The 17,858-nt window shown below is 54.3% G+C and carries 15 protein-coding genes and 1 tRNA gene; 4 read left to right on the top strand and 12 right to left on the bottom strand.

Annotation, left to right across the window (positions count from 1 at the left end; all coding sequences use genetic code 11):
- Nucleotides 1–149 precede the first annotated feature (149 nt).
- Both AB5Y76_RS18285 and fadR read right to left on the bottom strand, forming a co-directional pair.
- Nucleotides 150–290: a TIGR02808 family protein gene (locus AB5Y76_RS18285; protein ID WP_005345965.1), complete on the bottom strand. Its 141-nt coding sequence runs from the start codon at nt 288–290 to the stop codon at nt 150–152.
- A 265-nt stretch (nt 291–555) separates the two neighbouring features.
- Nucleotides 556–1,269 carry a fatty acid metabolism transcriptional regulator FadR gene (gene fadR, locus AB5Y76_RS18280; protein ID WP_026034983.1) on the bottom strand — a complete coding sequence of 238 codons (714 nt, stop codon included), beginning with the start codon at nt 1,267–1,269 and terminating at the stop codon, nt 556–558.
- Nucleotides 1,270–1,602: 333 nt separating this feature from the next.
- Here fadR and nhaB point away from each other — a divergent pair, with 333 nt between their 5' ends.
- Together nhaB and dsbB are read left to right on the top strand one after the other, a co-directional pair.
- Nucleotides 1,603–3,183 carry a Na(+)/H(+) antiporter NhaB gene (gene nhaB, locus AB5Y76_RS18275; RefSeq protein ID WP_263717117.1) on the top strand — a complete coding sequence of 527 codons (1,581 nt, stop codon included), beginning with the start codon at nt 1,603–1,605 and terminating at the stop codon, nt 3,181–3,183.
- Nucleotides 3,184–3,281: 98 nt separating this feature from the next.
- Nucleotides 3,282–3,803: a disulfide bond formation protein DsbB gene (gene dsbB, locus AB5Y76_RS18270; protein ID WP_005336895.1), complete on the top strand. Its 522-nt coding sequence runs from the start codon at nt 3,282–3,284 to the stop codon at nt 3,801–3,803.
- Nucleotides 3,804–3,880: 77 nt separating this feature from the next.
- Here dsbB and AB5Y76_RS18265 read toward each other — a convergent pair whose 3' ends face one another.
- The 3 genes from AB5Y76_RS18265 to uvrB form a co-directional block, all read right to left on the bottom strand.
- The gene (locus tag AB5Y76_RS18265; RefSeq protein ID WP_040069761.1) at nt 3,881–4,528 is read right to left on the bottom strand and encodes a DedA family protein; all 648 of its coding nucleotides are present in this window, start codon (nt 4,526–4,528) and stop codon (nt 3,881–3,883) included.
- Nucleotides 4,529–4,707: 179 nt separating this feature from the next.
- Complete coding sequence (locus AB5Y76_RS18260) at nt 4,708–4,965, bottom strand: YkvA family protein (RefSeq protein ID WP_005360976.1); 258 nt, start codon at nt 4,963–4,965, stop codon at nt 4,708–4,710.
- Nucleotides 4,962–6,974: an excinuclease ABC subunit UvrB gene (uvrB, locus tag AB5Y76_RS18255; RefSeq protein WP_263717116.1), complete on the bottom strand. Its 2,013-nt coding sequence runs from the start codon at nt 6,972–6,974 to the stop codon at nt 4,962–4,964. Before uvrB ends, AB5Y76_RS18260 begins: the two co-directional genes overlap by 4 nt.
- A gap of 133 nt (nt 6,975–7,107) precedes the next feature.
- Between uvrB and AB5Y76_RS18250 the strand changes: the two genes are divergently transcribed.
- Together AB5Y76_RS18250 and AB5Y76_RS18245 are read left to right on the top strand one after the other, a co-directional pair.
- Nucleotides 7,108–7,183 (top strand) — tRNA-Asn (locus AB5Y76_RS18250).
- Between the two features lie 773 nt (nt 7,184–7,956).
- Entirely contained in the window at nt 7,957–9,642 is a 1,686-nt protein-coding gene (locus tag AB5Y76_RS18245) for an aspartate:alanine antiporter (protein ID WP_005336899.1), read from the top strand.
- Nucleotides 9,643–9,969: 327 nt separating this feature from the next.
- Here the strand turns inward: AB5Y76_RS18245 and fabB are convergent, their stop codons facing one another.
- The 7 genes from fabB to AB5Y76_RS18210 form a co-directional block, all read right to left on the bottom strand.
- Nucleotides 9,970–11,181: a beta-ketoacyl-ACP synthase I gene (fabB, locus tag AB5Y76_RS18240; protein WP_100645761.1), complete on the bottom strand. Its 1,212-nt coding sequence runs from the start codon at nt 11,179–11,181 to the stop codon at nt 9,970–9,972.
- 530 nt (nt 11,182–11,711) lie between these two features.
- On the bottom strand, nt 11,712–12,791 hold the full coding sequence (locus AB5Y76_RS18235; protein ID WP_368177806.1) for a hypothetical protein: 1,080 nt from the start codon (nt 12,789–12,791) through the stop codon (nt 11,712–11,714).
- A 78-nt stretch (nt 12,792–12,869) separates the two neighbouring features.
- Nucleotides 12,870–13,313, bottom strand: a complete 444-nt coding sequence (locus AB5Y76_RS18230) for a hypothetical protein (RefSeq protein ID WP_368177805.1) — start codon at nt 13,311–13,313, stop codon at nt 12,870–12,872.
- A complete protein-coding gene (locus tag AB5Y76_RS18225; RefSeq protein WP_338771087.1) occupies nt 13,310–13,699 on the bottom strand; it encodes a hypothetical protein in 390 nt (129 codons plus the stop codon). Before AB5Y76_RS18225 ends, AB5Y76_RS18230 begins: the two co-directional genes overlap by 4 nt.
- A 151-nt stretch (nt 13,700–13,850) precedes the next feature.
- On the bottom strand, nt 13,851–14,450 hold the full coding sequence (locus tag AB5Y76_RS18220) for a Bro-N domain-containing protein (protein ID WP_368177804.1): 600 nt from the start codon (nt 14,448–14,450) through the stop codon (nt 13,851–13,853).
- 1,256 nt (nt 14,451–15,706) lie between these two features.
- A complete protein-coding gene (locus tag AB5Y76_RS18215; protein ID WP_368163426.1) occupies nt 15,707–16,273 on the bottom strand; it encodes a recombinase family protein in 567 nt (188 codons plus the stop codon).
- A 334-nt stretch (nt 16,274–16,607) separates the two neighbouring features.
- Nucleotides 16,608–17,852, bottom strand: a complete 1,245-nt coding sequence (locus tag AB5Y76_RS18210; protein ID WP_368177803.1) for a tyrosine-type recombinase/integrase — start codon at nt 17,850–17,852, stop codon at nt 16,608–16,610.
- Between the last annotated feature and the right edge of the window lie 6 nt (nt 17,853–17,858).

The raw sequence follows: 17,858 nt of genomic DNA, 5'->3' as shown, positions 1-17,858 counted from the left end.
AAATACGGGCGCCAGTGTAATCAAAATCGGCGGCAGGTTCGACCATCCTGACCAAAGATTTCCCCTTCCCTGCCGGGATAAGTGCTTTAAAAAACACAAAAAACAAATGCCAGTCCGAAGACTGGCATTTGGCGGCATGGAGAAGCGACTCACTTCTCGGCGGACTGTACCCCGAACGCGTTCAGCAGCATGCAACAGGTCACTGCCACCGCCACGAATCCGCTTAGAAAGATAAAGGGCATGGCCCCGTATCCCAGTACTGTCCAGATGGTGTGTTCAAGAAGACTCATTGTTGTGTCCTTCATCCGGTGAAAGGTGTGTTCCTTCTGGCGGATATTGGCTCCGCTCTTGATGCCTCCATTTGACCTCAATCAGCGGTTGGGTCCTATGCCACCAAAGTGATAAATGCAGGGTTCATTTGCGCTGGATCAAGCTTTTTGGCCAAATATCCATGCAGTTCAAGCAATTACCACTGCCAATCAAGGATAGACACAAACACGGCAGAATAAAAAAACGCGCCGGATGGCGCGTTTCTTGGACAGCACAGGCAAGGGATCAGTTGTCGCACAGATCGCTTGGCATGTCCTGACGCAGGCGGGTCCACAGCTTGCCGGACTCGATACCGTACTGACGCACCGTCATGAACACGGCTTCGTGGTTCTTGGTCTCCGCCAGATTGAGCAGGGTCTTGTAGTAGGCATCTGCGGTCTCGCGAGCCTGCTTGTCGGAGAAGTAGTAGCTGCCGACCCGGCTGTACAACCCTTTGAAACCGTTCAGGATCAAAGCGTAGATCGGATTGCCGGAAGCAAACGCCAGCTGGTGGTGCAGGCGATAATCGAACTCGGCATAAGCCTGGGCGTTGTTCTCGACCCCATCGGCGCCACGCAGGATCTCGGCGGCCTGTTCCGGATTGTGACGGATCGCCCCGCGGATAAAGATGGTGCAGATGTGGGTACGGGCGGAAAGCAGCTGAGCTATCAGATCAGGTACCTTGTCCTGATCCAGACGAGCCAATGTCTCCAGAATATTGAGGCCGGAGGTTTCCCAGAAATTATTCACCTTGGTCGGCTTACCATGCTGTATGGTCAACCAGCCATCACGGGCCAGTCGCTGCAGCACTTCGCGCAAGGTAGTCCGCGTCACCCCGATCAACTCGGATAATTCACGCTCGGCGGGCAGAATAGATCCGGGAGGAAAGCGATTGTTCCAGATGGACTCGATGATGTATTCCTCGGCAAACCCAGCTGGGCTCTGCGCTTTTATAACCATGAATTGACTCTGTTGTAATGCGTAAAAAGGCTGACGAATGATATCAAAGCGATGATGGCTGGCAAGCATAAGGTCAGTCCTCTGCTCACATATGGCAAATATAGTGTTGGGAATATGTATCTAATCGCCACGAGGGAGCCAGCCAACCCCGACAAGGTGGTTATAAAACAGACAGATGGGCAGAGATCCATCGGCTATCATTTATAATCGTCACGCTTTTTGATTAAAATCACGAGGAATCAGACAGATAAAGGCCAACATCGGGAGGCACAGGTCGAATCATCCTTGACTGCATAGAAGCAGATCCTAACAACAAAGTTGAGACCCATTATCATGCCAATAAGCCTAGGGCAGGCATTCGCCAAGAACTTCTTGGGCAATGCACCACTGTGGTATAAAAGCGCCATCTTGCTATTTCTGGTGATCAATCCGATTGCCTTCCACCTTGATCCTTTCATTGCGGGCTGGTTACTGGTCGTTGAGTTTATCTTCACCCTGGCCATGGCCCTCAAGTGCTACCCCCTGCAACCGGGTGGTCTGCTCGCGATCGAAGCCGTGTTGATCGGCATGACCTCCGCCGATCAGGTCAAACACGAGCTGGTCGCCAATATCGAAGTGCTGCTGTTGCTGGTGTTCATGGTGGCAGGCATCTATTTCATGAAGCAGCTGCTGCTTTATGTCTTCACCAAGCTGCTGATCGGCGTACGCTCCAAGATCCTGCTCTCCCTCTCCTTCTGTCTGGTCTCCGCCTTCCTGTCAGCTTTTCTCGATGCCCTGACCGTGATTGCCGTGGTGATCAGCGTCGCCACCGGCTTTTACGCCATCTACCACAAGGTCTCGTCCGGCAAGGAGTTTGGTCACAGCCATGACCATACCGATGATAAGGAAGTCGCCGAGCTCAATCGCCAGGATCTCGACGATTTTCGGGCCTTCCTGCGCAGCCTGATGATGCATGCAGCCATCGGTACCGCGCTGGGTGGTGTCTGCACCCTGGTGGGCGAGCCGCAAAACCTCATCATCGGCGAGCAAGCGAGCTGGAACTTCGCCGAATTTGCCATTCGCATGTCCCCCGTCACCGTCCCCGTCTTTATCTGCGGTTTGCTGACCTGCGTGCTGGTGGAGCAGTTCCGCTGGTTTGGCTATGGTGCCCGCCTGCCGGACACGGTGCGCGCCATCATGGAGGAGTACAACCGCTACGAAGAGGCAAAACGCAGCCCGCAAGACAAGGCCAAGCTGATCGTTCAGGCATTGATTGCGGTCTGGCTGATCGTCGGTCTGGCCATGCACCTGGCAGCCGTTGGCCTGATTGGCCTCTCGGTCATCGTGCTGGCCACCTCCCTGACCGGGATCACCGAGGAGCACTCACTGGGTAAAGCCTTCCAGGAGGCACTCCCCTTCACCGCCCTGCTGGCGGTCTTCTTCAGTGTTGTCGCCGTCATCATCGATCAGCAGCTGTTCAAGCCGGTGATCCAGCTGGTACTGGCAGCCAAACCAGAGAACCAGCTGGCCCTCTTCTATCTGGCCAACGGGGTGCTCTCCATGGTCAGTGACAACGTCTTTGTCGGCACTGTCTACATCAATGAGGTGAAGACGGCCATGCTCAATGGTGCCATCGACCGCGCCCAGTTCGATCTGCTGGCGGTAGCCATCAACACAGGTACCAACCTGCCGTCGGTCGCCACTCCCAATGGTCAGGCCGCTTTCCTGTTTATGCTCACCTCGGCATTGGCGCCGCTGCTGCGTCTCTCCTATGGCCGCATGGTCTGGATGGCGCTGCCCTACACATTGGTGCTGGGGCTGATCGGCTTTTTCTCTGTCGAATTGCTGCTTGGTCCTGCCACCGAGTGGTTCTATCAGCACGGATGGCTGGTGATGGAGAGTGCGCTGCCAGCGGTACAGCCGGCGCTGCATTAATCAATTGAGATGGTTTCCGAGGGCCCTTTCAGGGCCCTTTTCTTTTCGGTTCCGCTCTGCTCTAATTCAGCCACTGTTTTTTCTGAGAGATCAATGAGATGATCGAGTTTCTCCGCCGTATCGCCGCCCATCGGCTGGCTTGGGGCCTGTTGGCAGCATCAGCCCTGTTCCTCGAGTTGTGCGCCCTCTTCTTCCAGCATGTGCTGGGCCTCTCCCCGTGCGTGATGTGTGTTTACGAACGGTTGGCGACCCTGGGTGTGCTGGCCGCTGGTCTGCTCGGCATGGTGGCGCCGGATAAGTGGTATGTTCGCTGGAGTGCCATGTTGCTGTGGGGCTACAGTGCCTTCCGTGGCTTCCAGCTGGCCCTCAAGCATGTGGACTATCAGGTTAACCCCTCCCCGTTCAACGTCTGCAGCCCGTTTGCCGACTTCCCGAGCTGGGCTCCGCTCGATCAGTGGCTCCCCTGGCTCTTTATGCCGGAAGGGGATTGTGCCCAGATCACCTGGCAGTTCTTCGGTTACTCCATGCCCCAGTGGCTGGTCGTCATCTTCGCCGCTTACCTGTTGGTCTTCACCGTAGTGGCCATCGGCAATCTGGTGAAAGGGCGCTGCTGCAACTGAGTGTCATGCCCGCGTGGAGATAAAAAGGGGGAGCCATAATGGCTCCCCCTTCTCGTTCTGGTTGACCGTATTTCTGGTTATGCCCTGGCTGTACTCATCTTGGCCTTGACCGCGCCAATTACCATGGGCAACAGGGAGATACCGATGATGCCGAATATCAGCAGGGTAAAGTTGTGACGCACCACCGGCAGATTGCCAAAGAAGTGGCCGGCATAGACGAAGGAGAGTACCCACAGCAGGCCGCCAACCAGGTTGAACGCCAAAAAGCGCGGATAGGTCATGGCCCCCATCCCTGCCACGAACGGCGCAAAGGTACGCACGATAGGCAGGAAGCGGGTGATGATGATGGTCTTGCCACCATGCTTGGCATAGAAGGCGTGGGTCTTCTCCAGATAATCCCGGCGGAAGATCTTGGAGTCCGGGTTGCGGAACAGCTGCTCGCCGAAGAAGTGGCCAATGGTGTAGTTGACCACGTTGCCCAGCACGGCAGCGATGATCAGCACGGCCGCCAGGGTATGGACGTCCAGCACGCTGCCCACGGTAAGCGCACCGGCAGCAAACAGCAGGGAGTCACCCGGCAGGAACGGCGTCACTACCAACCCGGTTTCACAGAAGATGATGAGAAACAGGATGGCGTAAACCCAGACGCCATAGTTCTCGAACAGCTCTTTCAAATGCACGTCAACGTGCAGGATAAAGTCGATTGCAAAGAGGATCAGATCCATTTTTTCCATACCCATAAAGTGAACGGCGTGGAGTCTACGCCAATGCCATTCGGGCGACAATCACCGAGGCAGCCTCTTTTTCATCCCACTGCGCCCACCTTCAAATGAAACCGTTTTTCTGCTTCCTTCGAGGGTGGGGGCACAAAGAGTGATGTCGAGCGTGGTGTTGAAAAGGTGAACTAGGAGGCCTGTTCCAGATCGCTGCGCACTGCGGGGGGCAAACAACGCTCCCAACCCCATAGCAACACCAGCAGCAGGGTCACATCATCGAACCAACCCAGCAAGGGCACCACGTCGGGGATAAGATCCACCGGACTGATGCCATAGAGCAGGATAAGGATCACCAGGCCCCTCGCCCACCATGGGGTACCGGGATGGCGAAAACCCTGATAGAGACGACGAAGTCGTTGCCAAATCAGCCAGCGTTTACGGCTCATGATTCGATCAACTCGCTGCGCAGCCGCTGGATCTGATCCCGCAGTGCCGCCGCCTGTTCGAACTCCAGATCCCGGGCATGCTGGAACATCTGCTCCTCCATCCGCTTGATCTCTTTGGCAATCTCGCTGGCTGAGCGGACATGGTATTCCCCTTGCGGCTCGGCTGCCTTGCGCATCCCCTTGCCTGGTTTGCCTGTCGTGCGGCTGCCCCCCATGTCCATCACATCGCCAATGGATTTGTTGAGCCCTTTGGGGGTGATCCCATGCTTGAGGTTATGGGCATGCTGCACGGCGCGGCGCCGCTCGGTCTCCTCAATGGCGACCTTCATCGAGTTGGTGATGGTATCGCCGTAGAGAATGACCTTTCCGTTGAGGTTACGCGCCGCCCGGCCGATGGTCTGGATCAGCGAGCGAGTGGAGCGCAGGAAGCCCTCTTTATCTGCATCCAGAATCGCCACCAGCGACACTTCCGGCATGTCGAGACCTTCCCGCAGCAGGTTGATGCCCACCAGCACATCGAACTTGCCAAGGCGCAGATCGCGAATGATCTCCACCCGCTCGACCGTATCGATATCGGAGTGGAGGTAGCGCACCTTGACGTCGTGCTCCGCCAGATACTCGGTCAAGTCTTCCGCCATCCGCTTGGTCAGGGTAGTAACCAGCACCCGCTCCTCGACGGCGACCCGCTTGCGGATCTCGGAGAGCAGATCGTCCACCTGCGTGGTCACCGGACGCACCTCGATCTCCGGATCGAGCAGGCCGGTTGGGCGCACCACCTGCTGCACCACATCGCCGCCGGACTTCTCCAGCTCGTAGGGGCCGGGAGTCGCCGAAACAAACACCGTCTGCGGCATCAGCGCTTCAAATTCGTCGAACTTGAGCGGCCGGTTGTCCAGCGCCGAGGGGAGCCGGAAGCCGTACTCCACCAGGGTCTCCTTGCGGGAGCGGTCCCCTTTGAACATGGCGCCGATCTGCGGCACCGTGACGTGGGACTCATCGATGATGAGCAGGCCATCCCCCGGCAGGTAGTCAAACAGGGTGGGCGGCGGCTCCCCCGGCGCACGGCCAGAGAGGTAGCGGCTGTAGTTCTCGATGCCGGAGCAATAACCCAGCTCCTGCATCATCTCCATGTCAAACTGGGTACGCTGGCTGATGCGCTGCTCTTCCACAAGCTTGTTGAGGGACAACAGCTGCTCGCGGCGACTGCGCAGCTCCTCCTTGATATGCTCGATAGCCCCCAGGATGGTCTCACGCGGGGTAGCGTAGTGGGTCTTGGGATAGATGGTGTAGCGCACTACCGTCTGCTCGATGGCGCCGGTCAGGGGATCAAACTGGGAGAGGCGCTCCACCTCTTCATCAAAGAGTTCTACCCGCAGGGCCAGCTTGTCCGACTCGGCGGGGTAGATGTCTATCACCTCCCCCCGCACACGGAAAGTACCGCGTTGAAACGCCATGTCGTTGCGGGTGTACTGCAGCTCGGCGAGACGGCGCAGGATATCCCGCTGGTTGATCACATCCCCCACTTTGAGATGCAGCATCATGCTCAGATAAGATTGGGGATCCCCCAGACCATAGATGGCCGACACCGAGGCGACGATCACCACGTCGCGCCGCTCCAGCAGCGCCTTGGTGGCCGACAATCGCATCTGCTCGATGTGATCGTTGATGGAGGCATCCTTCTCTATAAAGGTGTCAGTGGTCGGCACATAGGCTTCGGGCTGGTAATAGTCGTAGTAGGAGACGAAATACTCCACCGCATTGTCGGGGAAAAACTCCTTCATCTCGCCATAGAGCTGGGCGGCCAGGGTCTTGTTGGGAGCCAGGATCATGGTCGGGCGGTTCAGGGTGGCGATGACGTTGGCCATGGTGAAGGTCTTGCCCGAACCGGTCACCCCGAGCAGGGTCTGATGAGCCAGCCCCGACTCGATGCCATCCAGCAGTTGGGCAATCGCCGCGGGCTGATCCCCGGCGGGTTGAAACTGGCTGGCTAACTTGAACAATTTGCTCATGAACACTCCCGACACAAAACAGCAGAGGAGCAGTGTAACCGAGGGTTTGGCAGCGGTACACCCGTGCCATCATCCAGCGAATGGCTTGACCGCCCCGGACACCTTCTGTATGATGCTCCTCCTTGCCTGATGTTCCCCCGTAGTTCAGTCGGTAGAACGGCGGACTGTTAATCCGTATGTCACTGGTTCAAGTCCAGTCGGGGGAGCCATTTCCTCACCATCTCAGTGCAAGTTATCCACTTTAGTGCCCTCCTCTGCCAATTTTAATGCACAAGATCCTTCTTGCTGCTGACGCTCCCTTTTGTTACCCGTCCCGGCTCGACAGAGCTTTCTCCTGTCGCACCTAACTATTTGATTTTTATACAAACATTTTTCTTCCGGTATTTTTTGAACAGCCCTTGCATCCCAGTACTGGCGCGGCTTTCAGGGTGATGAACAAGTTTCATAAACAGGGTTATCCACAGATTCTGTGGGTAAGTGCAGCAAGCCCTGTCAGGACGCGGGATTGCCCTTGATGACCCCCGGCGAAGAGTCATTTTGCTGGCCAACCTGATTTTATGCTGTTTTTTTGTCCCCTCAGGAACAGCGGGGTGACAGGCTCTATTGGCACTTTTCAGAGGCATCTTTTTGCCAACCCTTTTCCCGTGGACGAACGGGTAAATATCAAGCTGATTTCCCCCTCAGCTAACCATGGCGGCCATCGGTTGAATCTGCTGAAACTGATCCCCGCCAAGCGGTCGAACAGCAGAATCTAAAATATCGGCCTGCGCCAGAGCACTTCGGTCGCGGACAGCAGATTTCACTAATTGACAGCGACGGTTACAGCAAAAATTGCCAGATTTCATCCGCGTGTCTCCCTATCACGCCGCCGGTTCCACAAATAGCGTCCGATAACGTCCGATTAATCGCTCCCTTGCGCTTCTTTATTGGGGATAGATCCGGCACAATATCGACCCCACTTTTTTCCTCGGTTTTTCCGGGCATGACCATAGATTTCGTGACACTGCTACATCAAAGCGACTCCCTGCTGCTGTTCGTGGTATTGGCCTTCGGCCTGCTGCTTGGCAAGGTGCGAATTGGCAACTTTCAGATTGGCAACACCATAGGTGTGCTGTTTACCGCCCTGCTGTTCGGCCAGATGGGCTTCGAATTTGCGGCCACCACTGAAAACGTAGGCTTTATGCTGTTCATCTTCTGTGTGGGGATCGAGGCGGGCCCTCACTTCTTCAGCGTCTTCCTGCGCGACGGCATCCACTACATCACTCTCACCCTGGTGATCTTGCTGACCGCCCTGCTGCTGACGGTGGGGCTGGCCAAATTCTTCAATCTGGGGCCGGGCATGGCGGCGGGGATCCTGGCGGGTTCCCTCACCTCGACCCCGGCGCTGGTGGGTGCCCAGGATGCCTTGCGCAGTGGTCTGCTCAACCTGCCCCATCAAACTGATATGCAGGCTGTGCTCGACAATATGGGCATCGGCTACGCCCTGACCTATCTGGTGGGTCTGGTGGGTCTGATGCTGGTGGTGCGCTACCTCCCCTCGCTGGCTCGCCTCGACCTCAATACAGAGGCGCAAAAAATCGCCCGCGAGCGGGGTCTCTCCGACAGCGAGAGTCGCAAGACCTACCTGCCCATCATCCGCGCCTATCGGGTCGGCCCAGAGCTGGCAGCATGGATAGGTGGTCGTACCCTGCGAGAGACCGGCATCTATCCCCATACCGGCTGCTATGTGGAGCGGATCCGCCGCAACGGCATTCTGGCCAGTCCCGATGGCGATGCCGTCATTCAGGAAGGGGATGAGATCGCCCTAGTGGGCTATCCCGAGAGCCACGAAAAGCTGGATGTAAACTACCGCAACGGTAAAGAGGTATTTGATCGCAACCTGCTTGACCTGCAGATCGTCACCGAAGAGATAGTGGTAAAGAATGACTCCGTGGTAGGCCGCCATCTGGTGGAGCTCAACCTCACCGAGAAAGGGTGCTTCCTCAACCGGGTGGTACGCTCCCAGATCGAGATGCCGTTCGATCGCAACATCATGCTGCAAAAAGGCGATGTGTTGCAGATCAGCGGCGAGAAGCAGCGGGTCAAACTGCTGGCCAACAAGATCGGCTTTATCAGCATCCACAGCCAGACCACGGATCTGGTGGCCTTCACCACCTTCTTCGTACTCGGCCTGCTGATCGGCTCCGTTTCGCTGGTGTTCGGTCAGATCGAATTCGGCCTCGGCAACGCCGTCGGCCTGCTGCTGGCGGGCATTTTGATGGGTTACCTGCGGGCCAACCACCCGACGGTCGGCTACGTGCCGCCAGGCGCGCTCAGATTGGCCAAGGATCTCGGTCTGGCGGTCTTTATGGTGAGTACGGGCCTGAAAGCTGGTGGCGGCATCCTCGACCACCTCAGCGAGGTGGGTACGGTAGTGCTCTTCTCCGGCATGCTGGTGACCACCTTGCCGGTGCTGGTAGGCTATCTGTTCGGGGTCTGGGTGCTCAAGATGAACCCGGCACTGCTGCTCGGTGCCATCACAGGTGCCCGTACCTGTGCCCCGGCGATGGATGTGGTCAACGAGGCAGCCAACAGCTCCATTCCGGCGCTCGGTTATGCCGGTACCTATGCGGTGGCCAACGTGATGCTGACGCTGGCGGGCTCCTTTATCATCGGCTTCTGGTTCTAGCCAGTACCCATCACATTACCGCTAACAAAGAAGGGAGCCTCAGGCTCCCTTCTTGCTATCTACCCCGCTAGAGAGATGTAGATCAGGTTCATTGGTGTGGCGTCACCTCCCACCATCTGCGCTGAAATCTGCCACTAACCCACTCTTCCTATTCCACAATGGCCTCTGCTCTGCTCTGCTCTGCTCTGCTCTGCTCTGCTCTGCTCTGCTCTGCTCTGCTCTGCTCTGCTCTGCTCTGCTCTGCTCTGCTCTGCTCTGCAATGAGTGATGGCAGATCCCGAAGACAAAAAAAGCGCCCTGAGGCGCTTTTTTCATATCAACCGGATATCAGCCTTTGAACTTGCTGAACACCAGAGAGGCGTTGGTACCGCCAAAGCCGAAGCTGTTGGACATGACAGTGTTGAGTTCGGCCGCTTCGTACTCACGCACGATGGGTAGACCTTCGGCCTTCTCGTCCAGAGTCTCGATGTTGATGCTGGGAGCGATAAAGCCGTGTTCCATCATCAGCAGGGAGTAGACAGCCTCGTGCACGCCCGCAGCGCCCAGCGCATGGCCGGTCATCGCCTTGGTGGCAGAGATCTTGGGACCGTTGGCGCCAAACAGCGTCTGGATAGCTTCCAGCTCTTTGGTATCACCGACCGGAGTGGAGGTGCCGTGGGTGTTGATGTAATCAACCTTGCCCACACCCTGCATCGCCATCTTCATGCAACGCACCGCGCCTTCACCGCTCGGAGCAACCATGTCGTAACCATCGGAGGTGGCACCGTAACCGGTCAACTCGGCATAGATGTGAGCACCACGCGCCAGCGCATGTTCCAGCTCTTCGATCACCAGAATGCCGCCGCCACCGGAGATAACGAAACCATCGCGGTTCGCATCATAGGTACGGGACGCTTTTTCCGGCGTGTCGTTGTACTTGGTGGAGAGGGCACCCATGGCGTCAAACTGGATGGTAGAGGACCAGTCCAGCTCTTCACCGCCACCGGCGAAGACCACATCCTGTTTGCCAAGCTGGATCAGCTCAAGTGCGTGACCGATGCAGTGCGCAGAGGTGGCGCAGGCGGAGCTGATGGAGTAGTTGACACCCTTGATCTGGAACGGGGTCGCGAGGCAAGCAGAGGTGGTGGAAGACATGGTGCGCGGCACCATGTAAGGGCCCACACGCTTGACCCCTTTCTCACGGGCGATGTCCACAGATTCCGAGGTGTTCTTGCCGGAGGCACCACCTGAACCGACCACCAGGCCGGTACGCTCGTTGGAGACCTGATCTTCCGCCAGACCGGCATCTTCAATGGCCTGCTGCATGGAGAGGTAGGCGTAGGCCGCAGCATCGCCCATGAAACGCATGACTTTACGGTCGATCAGTTCAGACGGATCGAGTTTGATGTTACCCCAGACACGGCTGCGCAGGTTGTGCTGCTCGAACTGCTCGGAATAGGTGATGCCGGATTTACCTGCTTTCAGGGAGGCCAGCACTTCTTCCTTGTTGTTGCCGATACTGGAGATGACGCCGATACCGGTGATCACTGCTCTTCTCATTAATTCATCTCGTCTGGAAAAACTGGCGCCAAGTCTACCCGCTTTCGGCTGCCAAACTGGTCTGCTTTCACGTAGAGCATAGAAATGGTGCCTTTATGGTTGAACTGTGAGTTTATCATGGTGACTTCTTGGTGTCAGCGTTAACACATAGTCAGGGTTAAATCGCAAAGAAAGGCCACCCGCTAGGGCGACCCTTGATTGATTTACATCTAACAAGTGACAACAGCGTGACAAGGAACGCCAACGAGACTTAGTTAACTACGGGAGGGAGCACAAATTAGCCCAAGTAGTTGATGCGTTCTCTTCGCAATATGCCTCAACCTCCTGAACCTGCTCGGGCGTAAGAAGCTCCATGCCTCCGCTCGGGCTGGTTAAACGGAAGCCGGTGGGATACACCAAATCGCCTTTAGCGTAGTGAAGGACGTCAAAGGCAAAACCCAGAGAAGGCTTTGTGTAAAGGAGGGTATATTTGTCAGCGAAGGAAACATGGCCGTGTGACCCGTTCCAATCCAATTCAATGATACCAGTCATCACAATGAGCCCTCGGTAAAGGTGAACTCCCGAATCAGCGGCAATGCCACCTCAACAATGGAGCCATCCTCACGCTTGGCCTTGGTGAAACCTTCCATCAAAAGGTCAGCTACCGCCACAATCTCCAAAGCTGTGCTCTGTGTATCAGGCTTGCGAGTGACCATGCACTTGAACACCTCGCCATCCTCACGCTCACGAAAAGAGATGCAGATAGCCCGCTTGGGGGCAACGATAAGACCGAACTCAAGGCCGTCAGGGTCGTTGTAGAGGGAGACCTCAGTGCCAACAAAGTGATTCACACTGCTGACACCAGTACGGCGAGCCACTCGGGCAAACGCCTTGTGCAGTGCAGGGGTCATCAATACGGAAAAGTCCTCGATAGACTGACCCATGATGTCCAGAGCCTTTGTCGCTTTGTCTAGTGCGTCCTCAGCGGCTTCAACCTTGGGGTTAACACCTGCACCACCATTCAGTGTGACGGTCTCAGATACCATCAGGGCGGCTTTCTTCGGGGACTCTTTGACAGCTTTCACAATGGCGTTAGTTGTCTCGAAGTTCAAAGACTCAACCAAGCGCATGAACTCCTGATGCAGTGTCAGCTCGGTCAGTGTGCCATCAACCTCAGAATCACCACGCTCCAGCGCGAAGGACAACAGCAGGGCATCAGCAGCGGGCTTGGACACAATGCTCTCCCCTTGAAGGATGGTCAGCTTGCTTGGCATGGTGTTGTTGCTGTAGGGGTCTTTCATGTTCACGGTCACAGAGCGGTTCGTCAGGCTCGGGACAATGATGGGTGTCGGGGCGTCAGTATCGCGGTGGAAAGCAAAGAGTCCCTCGCCTTCCATCCCCATGCACTCTTTGTACTCAACACTATTCATAATGCGGTCGATACGAGATGCCAACAGAGAGATATAACTGGTCGATGGGCCTGCGTTGGTCACTTCCATGTTATGAGTTTGGCCATTCTCGGGGTTGGTATGAGACACGATGCCTGAGAAACATGGTTCGCTACCACGGTCGATGATTTGGATGTTGGTGGCGGCGATGTCATTCTTAGTGGTGTTCGTTGCGGTTTGCATAAAAGGTTCCTCCTGTGTTTTGGTGGTTGTGGTAGTTACTCCTGTGCCAGTAACCTAGCTGTGGTGAAATGGCCCCAATTACAGGGCCAGAATGTTCAGACCTTCGGGCAGCTCTCTGCGTTGACCAGATGAGGCTCGCTGTTTGCGTACCTCTGCGGCTACTTTCTCAGCTTTGGCCTTGCGTTCCGCTCGCTTGCGCTGGTCTTCTTTGAGTTCCTCGGGGGTCGGGAACATAGCGCGTCTACGTTCTTCATACTCTCGGGCTTCTTGCTCTGCTTTCTGCTGGGCCTCTAGGCGCTCAATGAGGAAACGCTGAATCTGGGGGTGTCGCCATACCGGATAACGAGAGGGAACCCCAGCCCGTTCCATAGAGGCGACCAGAGCGGAAACAGACCAGTTTTGCTCTATGAGTGATGGCAGGATGAAATGAGCAAGGTAATCAAGAGTGACAGCTTGACCAAGGAAAACAGCAGTGTTGTTATCAGCGTTGATTTCAATGTCATAAATATTTGTAACACTCATGCCATCACCTCCTTGATACTAATTCCATGTTTACTGACATAACGAGCTACATCATGGGCGCACAAAGTAGCGCTCTGATAATTGTCCCATTCGATGGCCTCCTGTACCTTTTCTAGTTCAAGGGCCGCATCTTCTTGTTTGACCATATTACGCGCCAAGATGAATGATGTTTCTTGCTTACCTTTAGCCGCAGCGGAATAACGGACACCTCGCTCACCTTGAAGAATACGTTCAATACATTGGAGCGCTTCGGTTGATGCTGGGTCGCTCCATTTACGCAAGACCTCTTGTTGCTTTCGCATAATTCGAATTTGTTCAGAGAAACGGTATTTAGGTTGGTTAATACGACCACGGGATGTATATGAATGGGCGTGAGTGTTGGACATAATGATTCCTCCTTATGTTGGTGGTTAATAGTGGTGATAGAAGTCGGTCGATATAGGTAGAAGAGATGGCCTAAAAATTTAGGAGACCAAACTCTCAGATTCAGCCACCTGAAAATTTAGGCCGTTAAACTCTGGGAAGGGCGATTTAGATTTACTTGACCATCCCAGCAAGCCCCTTGCGTTGCAATTCGGTAATCAAACTCTCAGGCACATTGAAACGCTTAGCAATCACTTCTCGGATAGTCTTTTTCGCTGCATCAGAAGCAGTCCCGAAGTAGTCCATTCGGTCAAGCTCATCAAGCATTCTTCTGGTCTGCCCTTCGATGTGAACAGCCAGCGCATGTTGTAATTCAGGCTTGAGGTTGGATTCAGCGACAGCCTTGGAGTACATACCAGAGCGTCTGATTGATGGCAGAACCTCCTCACAGACCCATTCCTCGAACTTCTCGGCAGTCTTGAGGCGTGACTTCATGATTAGGCGGTAAACGTCAGATTCAGGGATAAAGTTCATATTAGGGTTCCCCCCCGTTTTGGGGTAGGAACTCCCAAGCTCCGCGATGTTGACCATAACGGCCCTTTTACAGTGGTCGCTGATTGCCTTCTCGGACTTCTTGTAACCCAGAGCCTCAGCAACGTCTTTCCCACAGAACAACACTGTGTCATCCTCGGGTCGATACATGGTTCTAATCTGCTTGTATCCGTCAAAGTGGAACACTTCGGATATTGGGTTATTAGCGGTGGTGATATTCATGATTGTCTTTTCTCCTATTGTGGATGCCCTCTTGTCAGGTCGCCTCCTGTCTCAGCCTCCAGCACCGAAACAACCAACGGTTAACCGGACAGGCAAGACAAGAAGGCACCGACAATAAGCGGCTGGATTGGATTTACTGGATTGATGGTCTCGGCGATGAGACACTGGGTAGAATCGAGGGCGTGTACACAACAATAATCCACCAAGGTGATGCTCCTTCCCTCCTATAGTCAGGGTTTAATCGAGGTCACTCTAAATCAGGGCTTTCTTAGCATGATCCACCCCAGTAGGTTCCCATACTGAGGCGGAACTCTAGGCTAGACCATTAAGCTAGACCTTGAGATGGTCACTAGGCCTTATCTTAATGACCATCATTAACGTCTAACACTGAGCTAGGATGATATTTATTATTACAATATCCATCCTTAACAATGAGAATGGTCATCATCAATCCCTATGGTCTTCACACTGAGTATTGTCTCAATGCTCACACCATAGGAAACATGATGCAATATCTAAAAGTTCATCTTAATGTTTTATCAAGGACTGGCCTGTAGCCAATGGTCTCCATGAATAATGGTCTCCATAATCGTAGTCTCCTACTTGCTATTTCTAGCCATTGTCAATTCCTCTACGATGGGTGCCTGAAACCCAAAGAGTACGTTAATGATTTATCATTCTGCCCAGCCTAATAGTCATCCCCAGAGACCCCGCCAAGGGTATCCTTTCAGACGTGCATAGTGTTAACCCAGAGATTGAGCAATGAGAGGTCGATAGGTTCTAACGACATGATGGCTCACTGGGTTCAGATGATGATGAGTGGATGAAAATAAATGTGATGGTGAGAGGTCTCTCTCCCTATAGTCAGGGTTTAATCACAATGGGCTAAAACCTTGATGGAGAGCACAGCCAAGAGCTTAACGTAAGGCCATTGAGTGGGTAGAATGACTCCCATACTGATTACTTAAACAACTAGAGGATTACGTTATATGTTCGCTCGATTCTGCGGTGCTTTGGGCATGACGGGATTTCTAGGGGTCTTAATATATTCAATCGTGTGGAGCCTGCATTCACAAGGGGTTGACCCTTTATGGGCTCTTGGTTGTTTAACAACTGTGTATCTGGGATGGCTATACATAAACCACCTGTATGAACACATAAAGTATGGGCACGACAGAAAGTAGGTATTAGGTGGCTATTGCAGCATACAGATAGGGAGACACATGGCCTCCCTTTTCACTGAACGTGATGCAAATCTACTTGTTCCAATGTCTCTTAACGGTAGCCAGTGAGATTCCCAGCTTGTCCGCTACCTTGCTCTGACTCAGCCCTTCCCCTTTGGCTCTCTGAACGGCCTCAGTGGTGTCTACTGCAACGGGTCTACCCAGCGCCTTACCCTCGGCCTTAGCTCGTTGTAGCCCCTCCTGTGTACGCTCCCTGATGCGATTACGTTCAAACTCAGCGAATGCCCCCATGAGTTGCAACATGAGCTTACCCTCTGGTGATGTTAAGTCAGACACTGGCAAATCAAGAGACACCACTTTGATCCCTCTCTCGGTCAGGCTGGTGATAGTGGTCTGCACATCAATGTTATCCCTACCCAATCTGTCCAACTTCAAGACAACCAAGGTATCACCGCTTTCCATACGCTCTAGCAGCTTCCTGAACTCAGGGCGTGTACTGGCTTGGGTTGACCCCGAGATGGTCTCAGTGACGACTCTGTGCGGCTCTACAGTGTATCCCCGCTTGGCAATCTCAAGGACTTGGTTCTCGGTGGTCTGCTCAACGGTAGACACTCGGCAGTAAGCGAAGGTGCGGGACATGATGCTTCAATCTCTCGGTGGTGTCATAAAGTGGTATCATCATAATTACCGGTAGCAACTATGGTCAATACCTATTTTGATGACACCAACAAATGACCCTGCCCTCTGGTATCACCTAACGGTTGTTTGATGACACCAACAAAATGAGAATGGTTCGCACAGCTACGCAAGATTAGAAGAACAAGCAAGATGTCTGCCCCTATGTTTTCACACAGGGACTCGACTAAGTGACTGAATCAGAAGGGCATGAGGGGGTGTTTTGTAGGTATATACAATTACATGGGGTCTCATAAATTTATGACAATTTCTAATCGAGACCCCCTTATGCCACTGTTTACCCGTCCTTGTGCAGCAACTCAGAGATGGCCTGATGCAGCTTCAACCATTCCCCTTTACGTGCCTCAATGGCCCCAGTGATGTAACGCTGCGTCACCTCTGAGCCTGCTACCGCTTGGGCATGCCCCATAAACTGAGAGAGAAGCACAGGGTCTAAACCCAAAGTCGCCAAGGTGGTAGCCGCTGTGTGACGTAATCCATGAATGGTCAGGCCATCACCATTACTCATCTGGAAGGCAGCCCTCTCGGTCTTGCTGAGGTTCTCCAATGACCCACCACCACATAGCAGAGTGTCATCACTGGGCAGGGTCTCAAGGTATGCCTCGAACTCTGACAGGTTGAAACCATTCAGACCATCCACAAGCGGGAGCATTCTGTCAGCTGCCTTTGATTTGGTTCCCTTGATATGGATACCCATCAATGAGCCTTCCCTCACTATGTCGCCTTTCCGCATGGCCTCGGCTTCACCCTTTCGGCAACCTGTAGCGAGAGACAACCAGAGTTGCCAATAGGCCCCTGAGCGTCTGACCCTGTTAGCCTCGGAGAGGTGCGGAGAGTTCATCTTGTCGGCTAACTTAGCGGATACCTCGGTAATTGCCTCAACGGGCCATGCTCGGTCAACCGTCTTAGATTCATCCTTTAGAGGCTTCAATCCGGTCAGGTGCTTAATGGCTTTCGTGAAGTCGAGCCCCTCGTCTTCCCCATAGACCTGCTCAACCTCTCGGAGTGCTTGGCATAGATGTCTGAACACAAGATTGATAGACCCAGCTTTCATACCATCATCAATCATCCCCTGTCGGGTTGTATCCAATGTGGCTCGCTTCAAGTCAGCAACCGGTAAAGACGCTAGGCCCAAAGAGTTGAGCTTGGTAAAGCTTGTCCTATAAGCCCCTGCCGAGCTTTTCTTCCAGTCAGGGAGACGGAGTTGTAAGAAGCGTTCATAGACTTGACCCACTGTCGGCCCTTGGTCTCTGGCGGCTGCCTCCTCTGTGTTATTACCCGAGGTCTTTACAAGGGCTTCAACTGGAGTTGTCACATCAGGTTCAATCTCAGGGGCAACCTCAGTGATCAAGTCCATCCAGTCCCTAGAGGTCTGACGCTGTGGGCCTCTCTGTGCCCTTTGTTCGCATTCAGCAATAACGGCAAGGGCTCGGTCTTCACCATAACCACGAGCCAAGAGAAGACGATTCAGCAGGGTCAGTGCGTCCCATTTATCGGAGACTGTGACGGCATAGGCTTTCATGATGGG

This window comes from Aeromonas sp. R1-2 (genome assembly GCF_040908505.1).
Classification (GTDB): domain Bacteria; phylum Pseudomonadota; class Gammaproteobacteria; order Enterobacterales; family Aeromonadaceae; genus Aeromonas; species Aeromonas veronii.
The sequence above is the reverse complement of the archived record's forward strand: the minus strand, read 5'-3'. Positions and strand labels throughout refer to the sequence as shown.